Source organism: Dolichospermum flos-aquae CCAP 1403/13F (assembly GCF_012516395.1).
GTDB classification, from domain to species: domain Bacteria; phylum Cyanobacteriota; class Cyanobacteriia; order Cyanobacteriales; family Nostocaceae; genus Dolichospermum; species Dolichospermum lemmermannii.
Genome location: NZ_CP051206.1, coordinates 458,667 through 479,792, shown reverse-complemented (window position 1 = coordinate 479,792; position 21,126 = coordinate 458,667). Strand labels below are relative to the sequence as shown.

The following is a 21,126-nucleotide window of genomic DNA, read 5'->3' as shown; positions in this document are numbered from 1 at the left end:
AATCACAGGTAATTATTCAATGGCTAATCCAATGATCGGCAAAAGTAGTAGTCAGTCTAGCCGCTCCAAAGAACCGAAAAAAGCTAAAATTACACCATTAGCAACCAGGCGTTTTGTGGCTTGGACGGTGGAAATCACCCTCCTTATTGCCAGTGGTTTAGTTCCTTATGCTTTGGGCGTGTATGTAAATTCTCGGAGTGAGATCCAGCGAGTTCCTCTTAACCCTGTTCTCGTAGTCACAGAAAAAGCGATCGCTAGACCCCTCGCATTACCTGTCAGTTACGGTATTCGCAACGTCGCTTGGCCGACTAATATCTTATGGACATTAGCCCTATTATTACCCACCAGCTTCGGTGCTTGGCAATTATATTTATTAGCTAAAACTGGCAGCACCATTCCCAAACGGTGGTTTAGAGTGCGAGTAGTAACCGAAGCCGGAACAGCCCCAGGCTTAGGTGCAATCATAGTTAGAGAAGGATTAGGGCGTTGGACAGTACCAGTTTCTGCCGCTTATCTACTTTGGCGTTACAGCTTTATTTTCCCCAACTTAGCTCTGTTTGCATCTTTAACGATGTTAATGATCCTAGCAGAGTCTAAGGGCTGGACTGTCCAAAAGCATCGCCGCTCTTTCCATGATCAAATAGCAGGAACATACACAATAGATGCAACCAGCACGGTTAGTCATCCTGGGGAGCAGTCAACAATAAACGAAGCTGATGTAGATAGTGCTGCAACTCAAAAATCTAGTTCCACTCCAGTCCCCAAAAATAATTCTTATCTCAGTCTGTTTTTGGTAGGGCTGACTAGTATGATTGCTGTACTATCAACTTTAGTCGGTACACAAATCTATATCCAAACCCAAGAAAGCCAACGGAGAAGCGAACAAACTAATAGTCAAAAGTTTATCGAACTCATCAAAGCACTAAATCCCAGCAGCGGTGTTACTAATGGAGATCGACAAAGAGCAGTGTTAGCCTTGGGGACTATAGATGATAAACAATCCATCAAATTATTAATTGACTTATTAGTCAAGGAAACAGACCCCAAAACCCTGGATAGTATTCAACAAGCTTTAACTAATACTGGTTTTAAAGCTATCCCGGAATTAAACCGGATGAATCAGTTTCTCGCGGAAGAACTAGCATCTATGGGTAAAAGTCCTAATTCGGACATTAGACAAAACCAGTTAATTCTGACTCAGCAGGTAATTAATAAAATTCTGGCTGTCTATAGTGGCAAAATTAACAATATTGACTTGAGTAAAGCTGAATTAGGTTCTCAAGCATCTGGAGGAAAGTCCTTATTTAACCTGGTATTAAACAACATTGATTTATCAGGAATTGTCTTGAAATCGGCAAATCTTAACCAAGCTAATTTCCAAGGTAGCCGTTTTCGCAGCGTCGGTGAAGATGGACGTTGGGATACTTACGATGATGTGATTGCAGATTTAAACAACGTCCAGTTAAAGGCAGCTAATTTAAGTAATACTAACTTGAGCCGTGTTTCCATGAGTCGGAGTGATTTAAGTCGGGCTAATCTCAACAAAGCCAACTTATCCTACACCCGCTTATTTGCTGCTAATCTCAGTAGTACCCAGTTAGTAGGTACAGATTTACGAAATGCGATTTTAGAAAATGCCAGCTTGATAAATGCAGATTTAAGCAATGCTAATTTAACAGAAGCAAATTTATATGCTGCTCGTTTAGTGCGTGTTTCTGCTATTGGGACACAATTAGCTTATGCAAATTTAACCAAAACTGATTGGCAAGGTGCAGATTTATCTGAAGCCTATTTAGATTATGCTAATCTCAGTGATGCTAACTTAACTGCTACTCGGCTGACTGGTGTTAGTTTGCGTTCCGCTAACTTAGAAAACGCCAATTTGCAAAATGCTGATTTAAGTCGGGCTGATTTACGAAAAGCAAATGTGGACGGAGCAAATTTTCAAGGTACAATCCTCTTTGCCGGTAAACAAAATCCCGCAGATCAGTTTGTGGAAACACCTGATATTGGTTCTCAAAATGCCTCAATCAAAGGAGTAGATTTTACTAAAGCTAAAAATTTAGATCCTCAACAATTGGCATTTATTTGTACTCAAGGTGGACTACATTCTCGTTGTCCATAATGGCATGAGGGGATGAGGTGCAACCCAACAAATGCGTTGGGTTTCATGCTTCAACCCAACCTACGAATCAAGGCTTTTTTCAATTTGGCGAAGGTATTGCTAAGTTATATTAAATACAGATTGTGTCAGGAGTAGGGTAATGAAGCATTTTCAGTGTTGGCTTGGGGTAATGGGAATGGGAACCGTTTTGAGTTTAGCTGTAAACTCTCAACCAGTAAAAGCTCAGGTAGCTTATGGTAGCTATGTTGGTATTGGTCCAACTGTGGGATTGACAGATGGTACGCAATTGGGTGGAGTCCTGGCTTTTCGTTACAAGTTACTAGAAACACCCATTTCTTTCCGCGCTCAAACGTTAATTGGTAAAGGCACAGCCATAGTCCCGACTGTTTCCTATGACCTCCCTCTCAACTGGCAAACTGATGTTTATTTAGGTGCTGGTTTAGTCTTAACTAGTGGTGATATAGCTTCTCCTGTAGGTAATAAAATTAGCTTTGCTTTGCAACCAGGCATTGATTATGTTATTCCTAATAGTAATACTGTGATTTTTGGTAATGCTATTATTGCTTTTGATGCCTACCGGAATACTGGTGGTACAGCTTTATCTTTACAAGGTGGAGTTGGGTTAAGGTTTTAATTCGTCATTTGTCATTGGTAATAATTTTTTAATTTTTGAGTTCTTGAAAAGATGGTGCTGAACCGAGAAAAATTAGAGTTTTACTTAACAGACCGAGAAACTCCTGTAGGTAAGGTAATTAGTGTAACTATTGCTTTATTGGTTTTAGTATCTTCGGGAATTTTTGTCGCGGAAACCTATGATCTCTCTCAAGAAGCTCGCTGGCAGTTAAGAGGATTAGACGATTGCATATTAATGATTTTTGCTGGGGAATATTTACTCCGCTTATGGAGTACAAAAAATAGAATTAAATATATTCTGAGTTTTTATGCAATTATTGATTTAATCTCAATTTTGCCATCTTTTATCGGATTGGTAGATATTAGTTTTATTCGGTTATTCCGCTGGGTGAGAATTCTCCGTTTACTGAGATTTATTGATAAAAAATTTTTATTTGGTAGTATTAGTAATGAAGATAGTGTAGTTTTTGCCAGAATATTATTTACTTTATTTGCTATAGTTTTTATTTTTTCTGGCTTCATTTATCAAGTTGAACATCCTGTTAATCCTCAGAATTTTGATACTTTTTTAGATGCCTTTTATTTCTCCGTTGTCACAATGACAACGGTGGGATTTGGTGATGTGATTCCCATTTCTGAATTAGGTCGGTTACTAACAGTATTGATGATTTTAACAGGAGTGGCTCTGATTCCGTGGCAAATTGGCGATTTAATTAGACGATTGGTAAAAACTGCAAATCAGGTGGAAACTGTTTGTCAAGGGTGCGGTTTAGCGTTTCATGATACAGATGCTGGATTTTGTAAAAGGTGTGGTAAACAATTGATAATTGATAATTGAAAATTGTCGTCATAGCACTAGGCAAGAGGCAAGAGGCAAGAGTAAAGAAATTTTCAGCGATTTTACATTTCTTTACACAGTTTGGTTTTATTGTGTTCACCTACTTAGGTCAATTTTCTCCAGTAGGAGATTCAAAATTCACATCTTCATAGACATCTTCTATCGGACAGTGAAAATCTACACTTGCTAAATGCACATTTTCCCCTTGTCCATAACTATAAAATCCCCACTGTCCCTCGGAATTACGCCGGAAAATTTCGACATTTACCCGCGTTTGACTTATCAACACATATTCCTGAAGTGATTCTAAATTTCGATAGTCAGCAAATTTATCACCTCTATCAAAGGCTTCTGTCGTAGGAGATAAAACTTCGATAATTAAACAGGGATAACGCAAAAAGTTATTAAAGGCTTTATCTTTTTGGTCGCAACTGACTATGACATCAGGATAGTAATAGGTATTAATTGATTCAATATGTGCCTTGGTATCGGCAATGTAAGCTTGACAGCCACGGCCACGCAGATGATTTCTCAGCATAGCAAAGACGTTGCCAGTAATAATTACATGAGTATTACTAGCCCCTGCCATTGCGTACACTTCTCCGTCTCTGTATTCATGCTTAATAGGGCTGGTTTCTTCCCCTTGGAGATATTCGACGGGGGAAAGATAGTTATAGCTGGGAGTTGCAATCATAGATATCAATTGGGTGGTAATTTGGGGTGTGCTTCCGAGTATTTACTGACTGTGGCAGAAACTTCTGGGTTATAAAGTCGCAGATAATTCCAATAATTACCAAAAACTTGCCGAACATAATTTTTAGTTTCATCAAAAGGAATTCCTTCCACAAACTCATCTGGATCTTGTTTGGGGATGGTTTGCAACCATTTGGCAACGTTACCAGGTCCGGCATTATAACTAGCGATCGCTAACATGGAATTATTGCCGTACTGTTGATGGGTATAATCTAAATACCAAGTCCCCAACATAATATTATCGCTGGGATTTTCTAGATTGATTTTTTTAAAATCTAAACCGATTTGTGGGGCTATCCATGCCCCTGTACTGGGCATAATTTGCATTAAACCAGTTGCACCAACGGGGGATTTAACTTTCGCCTGAAAGCGAGATTCTTGGCGCATTAAAGCCGTAACTAACAGGGGATTAAGTTGCCGGGAAGTAGACCATTTTTCAATTTCTTTAAAATAAGGAAAGGGATAACGGGCTTGCCAATAAATAGCTTGTTGACTTAAAGCTGCATATTCGGCTTTTTCAGCGGGTGTTTCTCGGTCTTCTAATTTAGCAATTTTGTCAATACCAATGAGATATTCACCTTTAGTTAATTTCATCAATCCTTCGGTAAATTGTTCCGCGACACTAGGCTGATTTTTATTTTTAAATTCTGTTTCCCATTGCAACCAGGCATCACGATCTTGCCCCAGCAAATACAATTCATGAAAAGTCTCAGAACCCGCTGGTGGAACAGGACGTTGCGGGGGGATAATTGCCGGATTCATCACGCGCAGATTGTTAAAATCTCCCACATTTAAACCCAAAATACTCGCAGAACGCCAGGCATAATAAGAGTAAGGAAATTCACTAATTACAGACTTATAAGCAGTAATAGCTTCCTGTTGCTTGCCTAGTGTCGTTGCCCATTTACCTACCCAAAATCCGGCTCTAGGGGCTAAAATACTAGTTTTGTTATTAATAGTAATTGGTTGCGCCCATTGCCACGCACCTAGATAGTCGTTGTTTTTAGCTTTAGTTTGGGCAATTTTCCAGCGAAATTCAGCGGCTTCATCACTGCTACTATATTTACCTACTAATAATTTCCATGTTGTGTTAGCTGATTGATTATCTTTGAGACTATCCAGCAAAGTCCCTTTTTTAACTAATGCTTGAGGTGCTTGATCAGGAAATTGACTAATTACTTGGTCGAGATAGATAATAGAGTCTTTACCCGTAGCTATGTCGGACAATCTTAATAGGGCTATAGCTGTTTCTTTGGCTGTGGGAAACTTTTGTAGCAGTTGTTTATAAACTGCAATGGCTTGATCTTGTTCTTTATTTAATTGTAATCCTCTGGCGATGCGGTAGAGGTTGGTAGCGGTTTTTGGTGCTTGAATATAAGCATTTTTAGCTTTGGTAAATTCATTGTTATCCCAATAGACTGAACCAATCAGTTCCCAATCTGCGGGTTTGAGTTGTGGCTGTTTTATTAACTGATTTAATACACCCACAATTCCTGGTTCGTCAGCGGCGTATTTAGCTAAGATTAATTGTAACTTAGGCTGATTAGGATTATCTTTTAAGCGTTTGCGGATAATTTCCCAAGTGAGGGGATGGGAGGGAAATTGAGCGATCGCTTGATCAGACAATTTTGGTTGAGCGATCGCATATATAGCTTTAACTGCGGCTGCTTCTTTACCATATTCCTTTAACACCCTGCGGCGCAAATCGGAAGCTTGCTTATCTTCGCCCAAAATATCATGAGCCTGGGCTTGTTTAAGTAAAATATAAGGTGCTAATACAGGATAATCTTTTTCCAGTCCTGTCAATAAACTCAGGGCTTTTTTCCCTTGAGAGGTTTCTACGTAATCACAAGAGAGCAAATAACGGGCGCGTTCTCGATCTGGGGAACTACCTGTTTGGGCAATTTCCGTGAGTTTGGTTAATCTTTCTGGTACAGATTGAGACAATAGAGAAAATACAACTGACTTAACTTTGGTAGCCTCAGATAATTTTTCCGGCTTACCCTGACTCAAGTTCAACCATTGACTCACGGTTTTGCCAACTTGGGGGGCTGACACCATTGCCCCGGCTAAAAAGGCACATAGTCCAGCGCCCGCAAGTAGATAAATTTGTGTTTTCTGTAGTTTTTTGAACATTTATACTCACTGATTGCCTAGTGTCTCACGGAGAAAGTTGGCGATTAATCTTCTGGCAACTTTATCATTAGGGTAACATCCCTGACCAATTTTTACGGCTATGATGCAGGACTTTCCGCCTATTTGGATAAATATAATCTCTCTTCGAGTTTGTGGCAATGGGTCGAAATGGCAAGCAGTTATTATGGCGTTAATATTTTATGTACACTACTATTGGTCAATTATCTGATTCCACTTGTTTAATTACCTCTAAAGGTAACTCTAATACCTCTGCAATTTGCTCATCATTTAAGCCAAAATACCGTAATTTATCAATTTTTTCTATCTGAGTTTTATTCCAGGGCAAGCGCATCTTATTTTTAGAATGCTTACTGGACAAAGGTTTTGACGATTGTTAAGTTTTGTAACTAAAAGTTAAAACCCTTGCTGGGCATGGATTACAGAATTTAGGTGCGTTTGCCCTGAGTTTTATTCTGATCTTTTTGCTTTAGTTTAGAATTACCAGCATGACTTTTATCTGGTTTAGTTTTAGGTTGTTTAGAACCAATATTTATACAGCCATTTCCAAATATATTACTACTATTATTAACCAAAGAAATATTCACATTTCCCTGTCGTTCTAGAACTGATTTAAGATTACTTTTATCAACTGGTTCATCAAAAATATCAGATAACATTTTTAAAAGTTCGTAACCTACATCTTTTGCATGACCCGCGCTACAACCACAATTTTCGGCAATATCAGCATACTTTTGATGCTTGAGTGTCCCCTCAATAACTCCACGCTGCAAGTCATTGAGATGATTGCCTGTGTTGAGATAGACAGCCTCATCCACAAGTTGTAGTAGTTCGTTAACCTGCATGGCTAAAAATGTAACGCGACACAAGTAATGATAGCAGACTTTATCCGTATATTTCCGCTTTTTTCCGTCTGTTTGTAATTTTTTTTTGCGATCCGCTTTTTTCCGCTTTTCAGGTTTGGGTAAGTGGTGTAAAGTGGGTGAAAAACAAAAGGAAACTTAGTACCTTTTAACACATCTTATTTTTTGTGAACCCTCAAAATTACTGGAGGTATATCAAAAAATTTGAAGATGATCTCAAAAGAACTTTAGCCTAGAGTTAAACGCATGAAACCAAGTAACGAGTGTTTTAGTTTAATTAAAAAATGGGAGGGGTTGCACAAGAAGCGCCCTGATGGTTTGATTGAAGCGTATAAAGATCCAGTTGGAATATGGACGATTGGGTTCGGTTCTATAGAACACTTGGATTTGAACAGACCCATTCAGCCCGGTGATGTTATCAATCTAACAACAGCAGAACGCTGGTTGAAGATGGAAGTTGAACAAGCAGCAGAAGATGTTGATCAGCTTTGTCGAGCAGCTTTAACACAAGGTATGTTTGATGCCTTAGTTTCCTTTGTTTATAACATTGGCATTGGAGCATTTGGTGAGTCAACACTATTACGAAAACTGAATAATGACGTAGATTACGAAGGTGCAGCCCGCGAATTTGACCGTTGGGTACATGGTACAGACAATGGTACTAGAACAGTTTTGCCAGGATTAGTCAATCGTCGTAATGATGAAGAAGCTCTATTCCGAAGAGACGGGTTAAATCCTTCTGTGGGAAATTCTGCAAGTTCCACTTCAGTCCCAACTACAACCCCTACTACTTCATCAGTAGAAGAACGTCCCTATCACCCTGCTCCTGTACCTCTACCATTTACCAGTGCATTAATTGTCAAGGGTGATGTCGGAGATGATTGCTATATCCTCAATTGCGCTCTTGCAGGATTGGGATTCCTGCGGATGACTTCGCAGCCAAATGAGTTTAATGATATTACCAAAAGTGCTGTTGAACTGCTGCAAAGACGTGAGGCTTTAAGCAAAATTGATGGTAAGGTCGGACAAGAAACCAAAAGAGCGATCGAAAATGCTCTAAGACGAGCGCGGGGACTTGTTCCTGCTCCTACACCGGATAGAGGCGTTTACTGTCGCCTTACACGCACCAGTAAAGATGCGTATGAAGGATTGAAATTGTGTAAATTGGAGTTTGTACATCCCACACGAGGTGTGGTTGAATCCCTAGCGGTTGTATCTGGCGCACCAGGAGCGCAGCGTTTCTTACTATTTAGCGATCCTGACAGTTTTCCAGGTAGTCTACAGCCAATTCCTCAAGGTAGCTATATTATCGGCGATATTGACTGGGCAGGAGGTAAAGATAATTATAACGCATCCCATCCACACCAAAACAACGGACTTGGTCCTGTATGGGTTCCCTTCGTTGGTAAGCAATCAGATGACCGTGACGCATTTGGATTTCATGCTGATTGGAACTGGATTAAAGACGGACACAGTCCTGGTAGTGCGGGTTGCGTCTGTGTAAATTCTATTAATGATTTAAAAGAACTGGTGCGTTTATTGCGAGAGTTTGATCCGCGTTTGCTAGTTGTAGATTGGGGATTGTAGAGAAGGCACGCTACGATATAAGTGCGTTGTGCTTTCTGACAACGCACTTATATAAGAGTCAAATGGGAATAATAGACAAGCTCTTATAATTGTAAATCTATGACAACAACAATTACACAAAACCTCACCACATTTCTCGAAGATTTAAAAAGTGCTGACTTAGTTGGTATTTCTTTAAATCCTCAAAACCTGGGATTACGTCTTGATTTTACGTTTGGACCTGAAGCTGATGATGTAGCCATTGAATTTTACCAAATTATTCACCTGGTTTTTTCCCAACCTCTAAATGCAAATGATGAAGATATCTGTTTTTGGGTAGGAGAAGTTGAATTCAAAAAAATTGAAGATAATATCCCGGAATTTTTATCATCCTATCCATTTGTCAATCAAACTGGAATAATTAACACTAATTTACAATCGCTAATTTATTTTCGTTTGGAAGGAGATATTTGTTTAGAGGTTGTTTGTAGAAATTATAAAACTTTCCAACAAGTCAAAAATTAAATAATTTCAAATAGAGCTAAAGGTACAGTAATAGTCCAAATCTTTGTAAGATACTCAAACGACAATATGCACCTACCTAATAAAATAGTGATATAATTAGAGCAAATAATTCTCTTGATAATAGTATGTCCGTCAACGTAATCAAAGAACATATTGAAATCACTCCTGGTATTTGTGGAGGAAAACCTCGCATTGCTGGACATCGGATTCGAGTTCAGGATATTGTGATTTGGCATGAACAAATGGGAATGTCTCCTGATGAAATTCTCTACCATTATCCTAGTATTACCTTGTCTGATGTCTATGCTGCTTTAGCATACTATCATGATCATCGGGAAGAAATTAGGCAACAAATATCAGAATCAGAGGCTTTAATCCAAGAAATTCAAGCACAAACTCCTTCGATTCTGCAACAAAAACTGAAAAAACGCAATGATAGAGAGAATTAAATTTCATTTAGATGAAAGTGTTAGTAATGCGATCGCGTTAGGTTTACATCGTCGAGGAATCAATGTTACTACAACGTCAGAAACCGGATTAATGGGTGTATCAGACAGAGAACAAATTGCTTTTGCGTTATCTGAAAATCGGATATTGATTACTCATGATGATGATTTTGTTATTCTTCATCGTAGCGGTATAACTCATGCAGGAATTACGTATTGTGATCAGAAACGCCGTTCAATTGGTGAAATTTTAAATACTTTAATTCTGATTTGGGAAACACTTGAACCAGGAGATATGAAAAATCAACTTGAATTTTTGTGAAAATTAAATTGCTTTTGATTCCAACACAGTCAACCACTATTCAAATAATTGAGTTAGGCATTCATCGCGGGTAAAATTAAAATGGTTATCAATATCACGTAAAATGGCACTAAGAGTCCCAATTTTAATTGGACTATGATTAGGAATAGTAATGTGATGTTTACCATTTTCTTGAGTTGTCAATCGAATATGACTACCTGTTTGGTGATCAAGTTTTTTCTGCTAAATCATGAAGCTGAACATGACTAGAATCAGAAAAAATATCTGCTAATCGAGTTATTAATTTACGACTCAAATTTTGGTCAAAAAGCAATTTCAAGCCGCACCTACCGTAGCAACTAAACGATGTTCACGGTCAGCAGCAAATTCTAGACAAGCTCTAATATCGTCTTCTGTTAATTCTGGAAAATCTTCTAATATCTCTGCATAAGACATACCAGATGCTAACCAACCTAAAACATCATAAACTGTGATTCTCATCCGGCGAATACAAGGTTTACCACCCCGCTTATCTGGCTCAATGGTAATAATATCTTGATAGCTCATATTATTTAATCTCTCTAACTTTATAGTATTTTAACATCTTTTGTTTTAGGTTTAAGATATGGTTGGCTAGGCTGTGGCAATCTTCGATTTTGCAACAAAAATTGAAAAAATTATCTTATCCTGGCAAATCTAATCTGAGTTTCAGTGACTACCACAAAACTATCTGCTAACTGTTCCTTGTGCTGCTCTAATACCTGTTGTAAAATATAGATTTTATTTGCAGAACGTTCATTTTCCAAACGCAGAAGAATCACACCCCGATGAGGGTATTGATCCCGATAAACTTTTTCGCCAAAATCTTTGTCGCTAGTTATTAAAATCCAATTTTCATCAAAAGCCTTTTGAATAATTGTGTCATCATCTATTCCCCGTGCTTGTTCATAAACTGAGAAAACTTCATGACCTTTTTCAAGTAACCAGCGAGCGACAGTCACACCTGTATTTTCATCTACTAAAAATCGCATCTAGGCAATCTCCGCAATCAAAGGCATGAAACTGGTACTTTCTAGAGAGCGAGATGCAAATAATAAACAAGCTCGAATATCTGCTTCTACTAAACCTTCATATTCTTCCAAAATTTCTATGACTGTTGCACCGTGTGCAAGGAGATTAAGAATATACTCGACGGTTAAGCGTGTACCCTTAATTGTCGGTTTTCCAGCCATTACTTTGGGATTTGTAGTAATACGATTCAGTATTTCTCGTTCTATCATATATTCTCAAGTGGTAAGTAATAGTTTTTGCCGTTGGTTTGAACATCAGTAAGTAGGTGGGCGGAGGAAAATCAAAATATATTTCGTTTTGTGAAATGGCTAAAACTCAACTACAATAACGCATTGAGGTAAATTTACATATCGTTACACATTTTGGTTATTTCACGTCCACCTACTTAAAACCTAACAAAGCCTCTCAAAACATGACATTCAACAATCTAACTCATTAATTATATCACTCAAACACATAATTTTGGATTTAAATTAATTAGTAATACCTAATTTAGACAATACAGTATTTTCGTATTTTAAATCACAATTTAAACAAAAGTTAATAATCAATCCTTTCACCCCTCAATCACTCGCACATAAATAGCCCGTGCTATTTCCCGATCTATAGTCATAGATAAACCACCAGATTTAATCACAAAAGTCGGAAATTGCTGTTCTACAGTAATGGTATTCCCTGTTTTAATGCCCATTAATATGAGCTTTTTTCTAATTATCTCATCTTGACTTTGACAAATAGTAACTATCCCACAATCGCCTGCTTTCATCAATTCTAAAGAACAACCCATAATAGTAAAAGGAGTAAACATTGGATTATCAAAATAAAAAGCGAAAATTGAAATGATGAAAGATGATAAACATCCTCCATCATTGTGAAATTGAAAGAGTTCAGTAATGCTAAACCCTGACAGATATTGTATTAAGCAAGATAAGGTTCTTGGTGAGTCTTGATTGTAGAGTTAGACCGAGGATAGGTAACACATAATAGAGCGAATCCTTTGCCTATTTGCTCATCATCTAGGAAGGATTGATCGTCTTGATTGATTTCACCTTCAACAACCTTACCTACACAGCTAGAACAAGCACCGGAGTGACAGGAGAAAGGTAATTCAATCCCAGCTTCGTCTGCTGCATCTAGAATTGTGGTGTCTTCGTCACATTCAATTGTGGTGTCGAAGTCTTCTTTTTTGCTGATCAATCTTACTTGGTAGGTCGCCATTTTTTAATTCTCCTCAAACGTGAATGAAGTGAGTTTTTGAGTTAGTTAAGTTTCCCCGGCTGAGTTCAAAATTCAAAATGAAAGGCTTATTTTTTGAACTTTGAACTATTGGCCGCAAGGTACACCAGTGGGAGTACCATCATCTGTTTTAAAAGATTTGCCACAACCGCAGGTATCAGTTGCATTGGGATTGGAAAACTTGAAGCCGCTGTCCATTACTCCCTCAACAAAATCAACTACCACACCTGCTAATAAAGGCGCACTTTTAGCATCAACGTAAATCAACACATTTCCTTGTTGAGATACGACATCATCAGGTTGGGGCTTACTGGTAATTTCGATGCCATACTCGTAGCCACTGCAACCACCATCTTTAACGGAGATGCGGACACCTTTTTTAGCGTCTTCAGTTGCAGAACCTTTTAAAAATGCCCGCAGACGAAATTCAGCCTTTTCTGTTAAAGTAACAGTCATTTTGTTTCCTATTCTGTAGCGAATATTCTGATTTGGAATGTGGATTTGAAAAAAGAGGTACTTTATACCGTTGCAGTTTGAGATTGGGAATATCTCCAAGGGGCAGTATTACCACAGACTGGACAATTGCGATCGCGGTGAGAACGGCGTTTAGCAAATTCCATTCGGTTCAAATCAATGGTCAGCAACTCTGACAACAGCGGTTGACTAAAACCAGTAATCAACTTCACCGCTTCTAACGCCGTCAAACAAGCCAAAGTCCCAGAAACAGCCCCCAGCACAGAAAAACCGCGCCGATCCCAATCAGGCTTTTCTGGAAACAGACAGGATAAACAAGGCGTAACACCAGGAATAATCGTAGTGAGGTAAGCCTCCATTCCATCCATAGCCGCCTCTACCATGGGCTTGCGCCAGCGGACACAGGCTGCATTTAACAAATTGCGTTCAGTGAAATTATGAGCGCAATCCAAAGCCATATCCGCCGACTGCACCAACTCATCCACATTTTCGGCGGTAATGTAATCGTGAACTACATCCACTTGGACATCGGGATTGATGGCTTTAAGTGTTTCTTGGGCTTTAAATACTCTAGGTTTACCCACCCAGTCGTCAGTCATCAAAACCTGACGATTCATATCATCCAGCCGCAAATCTCCACCCCGGACTAGGATTAGCCGCCCAACACCCGCTACTGCTAGGTAAAGCGCCGCCGTACCGCCTAATCCACCCACACCCGACACCAAAACAGTCGCTGATTTCAGGCGCTTTTGAGCTAATTCGCCAAAATTAGGAAGCATCATTTGGCGACTATAGCGTTCCAATTCGGTAGGCGTTAGGTTGATCACTTTTTAACTCCTAATCTGAGGTGATTTCTGTCAGGGTGACAACATTTTTTCGCTTATCATTAAACACCTTGAACAGCTTTTGTTCATGGGGTGTAGATTCTATAAACACCTGATAAGCTTGTTGCAAAGCTGTACAATATTTCTCTAATCTTTCTTCGTCACTTATCTGGGGATAAGTATCATCAATTTGACTCATGAACTGAGAAAACTTTTTCAAAATATGTAAACGATTGACATTTACAAATTTTTGGTCATAGGGCAGATTAAAGAAGATGAAAAATTCTTCTGCATCTACTAACTTCTTGAATTCATCAATATTGGTACTCATTTAGAATTCTCCATTTTTTTGAGTTGTTGCTTGAGTCCATCTAACTGACAGTAGATTTCGTAAGTTTCCGCAGCAACATCCATTAGTTTGTGGTAGTCTGTGGGCAAACCTTCCGCTAAATCATGCAGATCCATTTTCATTTGACCTGCTTTACTATTTAGCTTTTTGATCTTGGTTGTAATTTCCTCAATTGTCATATTTTTTGTCCTTTGTCAGTTGTCCTTTGTCAGTTGTCAGTTGTCAGTTGTAATTTGCTATAGAAGAGAACAAATTTGAAAGTTTCCTCTAACCACTAACCACTAACCACTGACCACTGTACGGGCGAAGCATTTGGAGAACTATTTTTGGCAATGACCGATAATTTATCTTCCAAATGCTGACAACTGTACGGGCGAAGCATTTGGAGAACTATTTTTGGCAATGACCGATAATTTATCTTCCAAATGCTTCGCCCCTACTGACAACTGACTAATTAAAGATTGCCAACTTCGGGGAAACGCTTGGCTAAATCAATGCCTTTTTCCACAAACTTTGCGCCTTCTTCGTCTAATTTATCGAAGGAATCAAAACCAAAACGATGGGCATCACGTAAGGTTTTTACAGTTAATAATAAGCGTCCAGAAAATATTAAAGCCCAACCGAAACCCTCATGTCCTAATTCCACAACCACATTAGAAATAAGTCCGGTTTCCTTTTCAATACTGGATGCTATCGCTCGAAAAAAAGCATTTATTCGGGAAAGAGTTGCGGGATCAATTTCACCTTCTACGGAAATTTCCCGTTTCTTTTGTTTAGTAACAATATAGGGTTTGAGGATTAATTCATCAGTCCAACTCCGGTAAAAACCATAACTATCTTGCGCCCGGATTTGTTGAACTAATGATTTGTGGAAAGGAGTTAAAACCCCCTCTGAATTGTTACCAGTTCCATTCACATCATTTGTACTCATAATGTTGCTTCGTTCTCAAGTTCTTCAGCAAAACTAAGTTTTTTCTGTCCTAAAGCTTTCCGTAACCAAGGTGGAGGATTACCCTTGAGAGTTTTGACTAATTTGTTGAGAATATCTTCAATTTTTTCCTCTTCAGATTTAGCCTTAACTGGGGTTACACTCTTTTTAATTAAACGAGCGGCTGCACTACCACCAATAGCGACAACATAAACAATTGTGCAATCATTCAGTGCTTGTAGTTTGGGGGTAATTTTATCTTCATTACCATCTTCCTTCAAATCACCTTCAAACTTGAGAGTTTCAACGAATTCATATCCGTTATCGGAAATTTCATAAACATCAATTTCCTTAGCCCAACCAAAGTGAGCATTAACATGAATTCGGTCAGTTGTCGTAAAAGCAATTTTCACTTTCATTTGTCCTTTGTTGGTTGTCAGTTGTCAGTTGTTGGTGGCAGGGCAAACGCACCTAAATTCTGTAATCCATGCCCAGCAAGGGTTTTAACTTTTAGTTACAAAACTTAACAATCGTCAAAACCTTTGTCCAGTAAGCATTCTAAAAATAAGATGCGCTTGCCCTGTTGTTGGTGGTCGGTTGTCATACTAATTATTCTGAATTAAGATGAACGAACCACAGAGGCACAGAGGACACAGAGATAGAAAAAATGGTATCAGGTGTTATTTGTTGATTACTGATGACCATTGGTTCATCATTGATGATTCTTCTTGTTCTATGAATAGGTTTCCCATACCAAAAAGAAGCTCGATAGTACCGCGATAGCCTACTTTGGTAAATAGACCATTTCCTAATCGGTCATAAATGGGAATACCTAAACGATAGAGCGGAATAGAAAGGCGTTTAGAGATGGTATTCACGTGGGAATTACCAATCAATAAATCAGAACCTTGCGCCAAGTTTTCAAAATCCTCTAAATCACCAATGGTGACATTATTGATAGGAAGTAGTTCAAGTAATGGAGAACGAGTTGTGGTGACAGCATTGTGAATTTCTGCCCCCATTGATTGCAAAAATCCCACCATTGTCCACAACAAATCCGGTTCTAAAGCTAAAGATACTCGTTTTCCACTAAAATAAAAGTGAGTATCTAACATTGCGTCTTGCAATTGACGACGTTGACGACGATATTTTTCAGGAACGGGATTTCCACTTAATAAAGATAACTTTTGCAGAAATTTATCTACAGGTTCTAATCCTGTTAAATCTCTGAATACTTGATAGTTAGTTCCAAACCGTTCCTCTAAAATTTTCGCCGCCCCTAACATACTTTCACCTAATGCTAAGGTAAAAGCCGAACTACCAAGAGAACGTAATTGTTTGAGAGTTGTGCCACTAGCAGTTATAGCAGTATAACCATCTTCCAAATGTCCATCTAAAGAAGCTCCCAAATCAGGTACAAATATTGGTTCTAGACCGAAAGCTGTTACCATTTCTCGAACTTCTTGGACATCTCCAGGAGTGAGCGCAGCACCAGCTAAAATGGTGATTTGTTCGGGTTTAATTCCCCCTGCTTTGGGAATTTCTTTAACTATACTTTCTACCGCAACTGCAAAACCGTCTTGTAATGCACCTTTAAAATCAGGAGTAGGAGCAAAAATAATGGCTAAATGATTAAGTTCAGGGTGACGTTCTCGAATATCTTTCAAGAACATTTCAATATCATCACCTCTAGTTTCTGTTAAACCAGTGGTACACAAACCAATAATTTCCGGTTGTACCTTTTCCACCAAAGTGAGAATAGCTTGCTCCACATTTTCCTCACCACCCAAAATCGTAGTAACTTCCGTCATTGCAGTAGTAGCAAGAGGAATTGCTTCCCGAAAATGTCGAACCAAAACCACCTTTGCAAACGCCGTACAACCCTGAGAACCATGAAATAAAGGCATAGTTCCCTTCAACCCCAAAAAAGCCAAAGAAGCGCCTAAAGCCTGACTTTGTTTGAGGGGGTTTACAGTCAGAGACTTTTCTGGAACAATTGCGATCGCCATAATAACTATAATCTCAATAATCTCAAAGTATTTCTTCCTTTGCGTCTTTGCTCCTTTGCACCTTTGCGCGAAACAAAAACAAGATGTGTGCTGTAATTTTCAATTATTCCCAAGGAGCAGGCTTACGAATTTGCTCCCAAACGGGGCTATATAAAGCCTCAGTCAACTCCCGTGCCATTTCCACCATGCCCACATAACCGGCATAAGGATGATGACGTTCTTGGTTAATATCTAAAAAGGGAACTCTCGCTTTGAGAGCAGTATATTGATTTCTACCGCCAGCAATAAGCATATCTGCGTTAGTTTCTTCAATTAATTTCAGGAGTTCGGAGGCGTTCCCCTTCTCCAACATAATGCCATCATTACCCAACAAATTTTTGATTTTCGCTTTATCTTCTTCTGTACTTTTACGGGTACTTGTGGCCACAACTTCAATTCCCAAATCCTTCGCAGCAGAAATAATTGACCAACTTTTCACACCACCAGTATATAGAACAATGCGTTTTCCTTTTAATTTTTCTCGATAGGGAGCAAGTGCAATATCTAAAGCCGCAGTTTCTTCAGCAATGAGTTTTTCTGTGCGTTCCTGCAAATCAGCATCACCTAATTTAGCAGCTACAGTTCGCAGACAACGGTTAATATCTTTAATTCCATAAAATGACTCTTCAATGTAGGGAATTCCGTAACGTTCCTGCATTTTTCGCGCCATATTTAATAACGCTCGTGAGCAAATCATCACATTTAATTTAGCTCGGTGAGCATAACGCACTTCTTCATAACGAGCATCACCAGTAATTTTCGATAAAACCCGAATTCCTAACTTTTCAAATAAAGGTAAAACCCCCCACATTTCCCCAGCAATATTATATTCACCTATTAAATTAATATCATAAGGGGTAGTATATTCAGGTTCAGCAGTTCCCACTACATATTCTAGTAAGGATTCACCACCAAAGCGATTACCTAAATTTTTACTACCAATAAATCCGGGAGCAATGACAGGAATTACCGGAGTACCAATTTTTTCGGCTGCCACCTTACAAACTGCATCAATATCATCACCAATTAAGGCTGTAACGCAAGTAGCGTAAACAAAAACTGCCGCTGGCTGATAACGTTCTTTTATTTCTAAAATCGCCTTATAAAGCTTTTTCTCCCCACCGAAAATGACATCATTTTCACCCACATCGGTAGTAAAACCTGTCTTATAAAGCATTAGTCCAGAAGACAGACTACCACGACTTCCCCAGGAATTGCCCGCGCAAGCAATGGGACCATGTACCAAGTGAGCAGCATCGGTAATAGGAACTAAAGCAATCATCGCCCCATCAAAGGCACAACCACCTTGAGCCGCACCTGGTTGAGCCTGTTGGGTACAAGATTTATTTTTCTTTTCTCCCTGTTTCTGTTGATTATGTTCGCATCCTGATTCACTCAGAAGTTCGTTAATTTTGCTTTGGGTGACTTTCATTTTTATTCTGGGGCTAGATGGAGTTTACAACCATGACAAATCTTGCTTAAAGTTAATCATCAAGATGATGACTTCGAGAAAAATATTGCAAATTAATAAAAATTATTTGTGGAACTATTTACAGCATTATCTATTTCTGGGTTTGTGTCTCTACAGAAAAGATCATAGAAACTTGCTGTAATAGAGAATAAGTGAGAAATATCTCACAAATAATTTAGGATTACCACAGGATATATTAAATATAATAATTCTAATTCCCCGAAAATAACCAAGTTTTTATACTTAGTTTGTATTGATTTATAGATTTTCTGCAAAATCTGATTAACTTAATATTTACACAGATAAACTTTCAAAAAAGATATGTATTTATCTGTATTTTCTAGGGGTGGGATTTTCATAACATTTGGTTTTGCAAGAGAAAAGAGAAAAAATTAATTCATCTGCGTTTATCTGCGTTTAATTATTAAGAACTGGAGATAGGGGATGGGATTTTAGGTAAATTGCCTAAGTCCCAGTCCCCTTTGTCTATTTTTCAGCGAAAGGATGGGGAAACCCCACCCTACAGACATTCTTAACGAATTAAGTCGTAGGAAATATCGGTCTTACCAGCAACATTGGTGCTGCGGTCAATTTCTTCAAAGACTGTGTTAACGATCCAGTTCAACAGGTTGATTATACCTTTGTAACCAACAGTTGCGTAACGGTGGTAGTGGTGACGATCCATGATAGGATAACCGATTCTTACCAAAGGTACACCACAATCGCGCCACAGGTACTTACCGTAGGAGTTACCAATCAACAGGTCTACGGGTTCGGTGAATAACAAGGAGCGTAAGTGCCACAAGTCTTTACCACCCCAGATTTTAGCGGACTTACCGAAGGTGCTAGAATCTAACAATGCTTGCAATTCTTTCTCGAATACTTCATTGGTGTTGTGAACCAAGATGTGTACTGGTTCAGCACCCATTTCCAACATGAAACCAACTACGCTGTAAACTAAGTCAGGATCACCGTAGATAGCGAAACGCTTACCATGTAACCAAGCATGGGAGTCGGTCATTGCGTCAACTGCACGACCACGTTCGATTTCTAACTCTTCAGGAATAGCCTTACCAGTCATTTCGCTGAGTTTCATCAAGAACTCGTCAGTTCCCTTGATACCCCAAGGACGAGCAACACTAACGTCTTGATTCCATTCCTTAGCAATGTATTCGCGGGTCTTGGTGGTAGAGTAAGCTTGAAGAGCAATAGTAGCCTTAGCGTTGATGGAATCTGCTGCATCTTCCAACTTAGTACCACCTGGATACATATTGTATTCACCATCACAAGGTGAATCAACATAATCACTGTTGTCAGACAACAAGGTGTAGTCAATACCCATTAAAGAAGCAATCCGCTTAATTTCGCGGTTGTTTTCCACGTAGGTATCAAAACCAGGAATGAAGTTGATTTTACCGTTGCTCTTGGCTGTCTTTTTACCTACGGTTAAGGTAGAAAGAATTCCCTTCATCATGTTGTCGTAACCAGTGATGTGAGAACCAACGAAGCTAGGTGTGTGAGCAAAAGGTACGGGGAAATCTTGAGGAACTGAACCAGCTTCTTTAGCATTACCGATAAATGACTGTAAGTCATCACCGATAACTTCTGCCATACAAGTGGTGCAAACAGCGATCATTTTTGGCTTGTACAAGCTGTAGGAGTTAGCCAAACCATCAATCATGTTTTGTAAACCACCGAACACAGCAGCGTCTTCTGTCATGGAAGAAGAAACACCAGCAAATGGTTCTTTGTAGTGACGGGTTAAGTGGGTACGGAAGTAAGCCACGCAACCTTGAGAACCTTGAACAAAGGGAAGAGTACCTTCAAAACCCACAGCCGCAAACATAGCGCCTAAAGGTTGACAACCCTTAGCTGGGTTAACGGTTAAAGCTGTCCGTTCAAAGTTCTTTTCCCGGTATTCCCAGCTTTTTGTCCATTCGGAAACTCGTTGTACTTCTTCAGGGGTGTGGCCGTTTTCAAACTGTTTTTTGTTTTCAAACAGTTCTTGGTATTCTGGTTGGTGGAATAGCTCAACGTGGTCCTGAATCTTATTGGGATCTTGAGGCATTTTGCGTATCTCCGAGACTTCTGTGTATTGTTTGGTGTATAGAGAGTGGGGAATGTTGCTCAAAATTCAGAATGCAAAATTCAAAACTGAGAATTTTTAATTTTGAATCTTGAATTCCCTACTCCCCCCTGGGGCTAAACCCCAGACTTTTCCTATCCGGCCAGGTTTGCCCCTACTCTGTTTCCTAGACTGCTGCTGTAGCTCTTAATGCTTTCTTTGCAGACTTGTTCCAGGGAGCGCCGATTAATCCCCATGTTGGGCTGTTGAGTGCCAAATCCATGTCACGAGCGAAGATTGCGAATCCGTCGTAACCGTGGTAAGGACCGGAGTATTTATATTGCTGGTTTAATAGTTTTATGCTTGCAGTGAGCTATGTCGGCAATAAACTATGTTTGCGGTTAACACATTTATTTTTAGTCTAAATATAGTCTAATGCTAACCTCTCGTTCCCCG

General features: G+C 39.1%; 27 protein-coding genes and 1 pseudogene. 7 read left to right on the top strand and 21 right to left on the bottom strand.

What is annotated here, in order from left to right:
- The first annotated feature begins 19 nt into the window (after nt 1-19).
- From HGD76_RS02525 to HGD76_RS02515, 3 genes are all read left to right on the top strand, one after another.
- Nucleotides 20-2,125 (top strand): pentapeptide repeat-containing protein, encoded by a 2,106-nt coding sequence (locus HGD76_RS02525; RefSeq protein ID WP_168694864.1) that lies wholly within the window; start codon nt 20-22, stop codon nt 2,123-2,125.
- Nucleotides 2,126-2,264: 139 nt separating this feature from the next.
- Entirely contained in the window at nt 2,265-2,759 is a 495-nt protein-coding gene (locus HGD76_RS02520; protein WP_168694863.1) for a hypothetical protein, read from the top strand.
- Between the two features lie 51 nt (nt 2,760-2,810).
- Nucleotides 2,811-3,596, top strand: a complete 786-nt coding sequence (locus HGD76_RS02515) for an ion transporter (protein WP_168694862.1) — start codon at nt 2,811-2,813, stop codon at nt 3,594-3,596.
- A gap of 109 nt (nt 3,597-3,705) precedes the next feature.
- Here the strand turns inward: HGD76_RS02515 and HGD76_RS02510 are convergent, their stop codons facing one another.
- From HGD76_RS02510 to HGD76_RS02500, 4 genes are all read right to left on the bottom strand, one after another.
- Nucleotides 3,706-4,290 (bottom strand): Uma2 family endonuclease, encoded by a 585-nt coding sequence (locus tag HGD76_RS02510; RefSeq protein WP_168694861.1) that lies wholly within the window; start codon nt 4,288-4,290, stop codon nt 3,706-3,708.
- A 5-nt stretch (nt 4,291-4,295) separates the two neighbouring features.
- On the bottom strand, nt 4,296-6,485 hold the full coding sequence (locus tag HGD76_RS02505; protein WP_168694860.1) for a lytic transglycosylase domain-containing protein: 2,190 nt from the start codon (nt 6,483-6,485) through the stop codon (nt 4,296-4,298).
- Nucleotides 6,486-6,702: 217 nt separating this feature from the next.
- The gene (locus HGD76_RS24775) at nt 6,703-6,864 is read right to left on the bottom strand and encodes a hypothetical protein (protein WP_210967812.1); all 162 of its coding nucleotides are present in this window, start codon (nt 6,862-6,864) and stop codon (nt 6,703-6,705) included.
- Nucleotides 6,865-6,931: 67 nt separating this feature from the next.
- The gene (locus HGD76_RS02500) at nt 6,932-7,348 is read right to left on the bottom strand and encodes a helix-turn-helix domain-containing protein (RefSeq protein WP_233467016.1); all 417 of its coding nucleotides are present in this window, start codon (nt 7,346-7,348) and stop codon (nt 6,932-6,934) included.
- A gap of 264 nt (nt 7,349-7,612) precedes the next feature.
- Here HGD76_RS02500 and HGD76_RS02495 point away from each other — a divergent pair, with 264 nt between their 5' ends.
- From HGD76_RS02495 to HGD76_RS02480, 4 genes are all read left to right on the top strand, one after another.
- Nucleotides 7,613-8,953 (top strand): glycoside hydrolase family protein, encoded by a 1,341-nt coding sequence (locus HGD76_RS02495; protein WP_168694859.1) that lies wholly within the window; start codon nt 7,613-7,615, stop codon nt 8,951-8,953.
- A gap of 99 nt (nt 8,954-9,052) precedes the next feature.
- A complete protein-coding gene (locus HGD76_RS02490) occupies nt 9,053-9,457 on the top strand; it encodes a hypothetical protein (RefSeq protein WP_168694858.1) in 405 nt (134 codons plus the stop codon).
- A 125-nt stretch (nt 9,458-9,582) separates the two neighbouring features.
- The gene (locus HGD76_RS02485; RefSeq protein ID WP_148766892.1) at nt 9,583-9,906 is read left to right on the top strand and encodes a DUF433 domain-containing protein; all 324 of its coding nucleotides are present in this window, start codon (nt 9,583-9,585) and stop codon (nt 9,904-9,906) included.
- Nucleotides 9,890-10,225 (top strand): DUF5615 family PIN-like protein, encoded by a 336-nt coding sequence (locus HGD76_RS02480; RefSeq protein ID WP_148762470.1) that lies wholly within the window; start codon nt 9,890-9,892, stop codon nt 10,223-10,225. Before HGD76_RS02485 ends, HGD76_RS02480 begins: the two co-directional genes overlap by 17 nt.
- 36 nt (nt 10,226-10,261) lie before the next feature.
- On the opposite strand, the gene HGD76_RS02475 is transcribed toward HGD76_RS02480, so the two are convergent.
- From HGD76_RS02475 to HGD76_RS26170, 17 genes and pseudogenes are all read right to left on the bottom strand, one after another.
- Entirely contained in the window at nt 10,262-10,408 is a 147-nt protein-coding gene (locus HGD76_RS02475) for a type II toxin-antitoxin system HicA family toxin (protein WP_233467015.1), read from the bottom strand.
- A 25-nt stretch (nt 10,409-10,433) separates the two neighbouring features.
- A complete protein-coding gene (locus HGD76_RS26080; RefSeq protein WP_407644807.1) occupies nt 10,434-10,538 on the bottom strand; it encodes a DUF5615 family PIN-like protein in 105 nt (34 codons plus the stop codon).
- A gap of 2 nt (nt 10,539-10,540) precedes the next feature.
- Nucleotides 10,541-10,771 carry a DUF433 domain-containing protein gene (locus tag HGD76_RS02465; RefSeq protein ID WP_015081338.1) on the bottom strand — a complete coding sequence of 77 codons (231 nt, stop codon included), beginning with the start codon at nt 10,769-10,771 and terminating at the stop codon, nt 10,541-10,543.
- Between the two features lie 110 nt (nt 10,772-10,881).
- The gene (locus HGD76_RS02460; protein WP_168694857.1) at nt 10,882-11,235 is read right to left on the bottom strand and encodes a DUF5615 family PIN-like protein; all 354 of its coding nucleotides are present in this window, start codon (nt 11,233-11,235) and stop codon (nt 10,882-10,884) included.
- On the bottom strand, nt 11,236-11,484 hold the full coding sequence (locus tag HGD76_RS02455; protein ID WP_148762479.1) for a DUF433 domain-containing protein: 249 nt from the start codon (nt 11,482-11,484) through the stop codon (nt 11,236-11,238).
- A gap of 347 nt (nt 11,485-11,831) precedes the next feature.
- On the bottom strand, nt 11,832-12,083 hold the full coding sequence (locus HGD76_RS02450; RefSeq protein ID WP_041458531.1) for a ferrous iron transport protein A: 252 nt from the start codon (nt 12,081-12,083) through the stop codon (nt 11,832-11,834).
- A 110-nt stretch (nt 12,084-12,193) separates the two neighbouring features.
- Nucleotides 12,194-12,493 carry a 2Fe-2S iron-sulfur cluster-binding protein gene (locus HGD76_RS02445; protein WP_015081336.1) on the bottom strand — a complete coding sequence of 100 codons (300 nt, stop codon included), beginning with the start codon at nt 12,491-12,493 and terminating at the stop codon, nt 12,194-12,196.
- Between the two features lie 105 nt (nt 12,494-12,598).
- Nucleotides 12,599-12,967: a HesB/IscA family protein gene (locus HGD76_RS02440; RefSeq protein WP_015081335.1), complete on the bottom strand. Its 369-nt coding sequence runs from the start codon at nt 12,965-12,967 to the stop codon at nt 12,599-12,601.
- A 62-nt stretch (nt 12,968-13,029) separates the two neighbouring features.
- Complete coding sequence (locus HGD76_RS02435; protein WP_148762483.1) at nt 13,030-13,812, bottom strand: HesA/MoeB/ThiF family protein; 783 nt, start codon at nt 13,810-13,812, stop codon at nt 13,030-13,032.
- Nucleotides 13,813-13,822: 10 nt separating this feature from the next.
- The gene (nifW, locus tag HGD76_RS02430; protein ID WP_015081333.1) at nt 13,823-14,140 is read right to left on the bottom strand and encodes a nitrogenase-stabilizing/protective protein NifW; all 318 of its coding nucleotides are present in this window, start codon (nt 14,138-14,140) and stop codon (nt 13,823-13,825) included.
- Entirely contained in the window at nt 14,137-14,337 is a 201-nt protein-coding gene (locus HGD76_RS02425; protein WP_015081332.1) for a CCE_0567 family metalloprotein, read from the bottom strand. Before HGD76_RS02425 ends, nifW begins: the two co-directional genes overlap by 4 nt.
- 275 nt (nt 14,338-14,612) lie before the next feature.
- On the bottom strand, nt 14,613-15,089 hold the full coding sequence (locus tag HGD76_RS02420) for a NifX-associated nitrogen fixation protein (RefSeq protein ID WP_407644797.1): 477 nt from the start codon (nt 15,087-15,089) through the stop codon (nt 14,613-14,615).
- Nucleotides 15,086-15,505, bottom strand: coding sequence for a nitrogen fixation protein NifX (gene nifX, locus HGD76_RS02415; RefSeq protein ID WP_148762487.1), 420 nt, complete (start codon nt 15,503-15,505; stop codon nt 15,086-15,088). Before nifX ends, HGD76_RS02420 begins: the two co-directional genes overlap by 4 nt.
- 261 nt (nt 15,506-15,766) lie before the next feature.
- On the bottom strand, nt 15,767-17,095 hold the full coding sequence (gene nifN, locus HGD76_RS02410; RefSeq protein WP_148762489.1) for a nitrogenase iron-molybdenum cofactor biosynthesis protein NifN: 1,329 nt from the start codon (nt 17,093-17,095) through the stop codon (nt 15,767-15,769).
- Nucleotides 17,096-17,198: 103 nt separating this feature from the next.
- Entirely contained in the window at nt 17,199-18,566 is a 1,368-nt protein-coding gene (gene nifE, locus HGD76_RS02405) for a nitrogenase iron-molybdenum cofactor biosynthesis protein NifE (protein ID WP_168694856.1), read from the bottom strand.
- A gap of 571 nt (nt 18,567-19,137) precedes the next feature.
- Nucleotides 19,138-20,673 (bottom strand): nitrogenase molybdenum-iron protein subunit beta, encoded by a 1,536-nt coding sequence (gene nifK / locus HGD76_RS02400; protein WP_148762493.1) that lies wholly within the window; start codon nt 20,671-20,673, stop codon nt 19,138-19,140.
- Between the two features lie 184 nt (nt 20,674-20,857).
- A pseudogene (locus HGD76_RS26170) lies at nt 20,858-21,010 on the bottom strand (nitrogenase molybdenum-iron protein alpha chain); the annotation flags it as partial.
- Nucleotides 21,011-21,126: the final 116 nt, after the last annotated feature.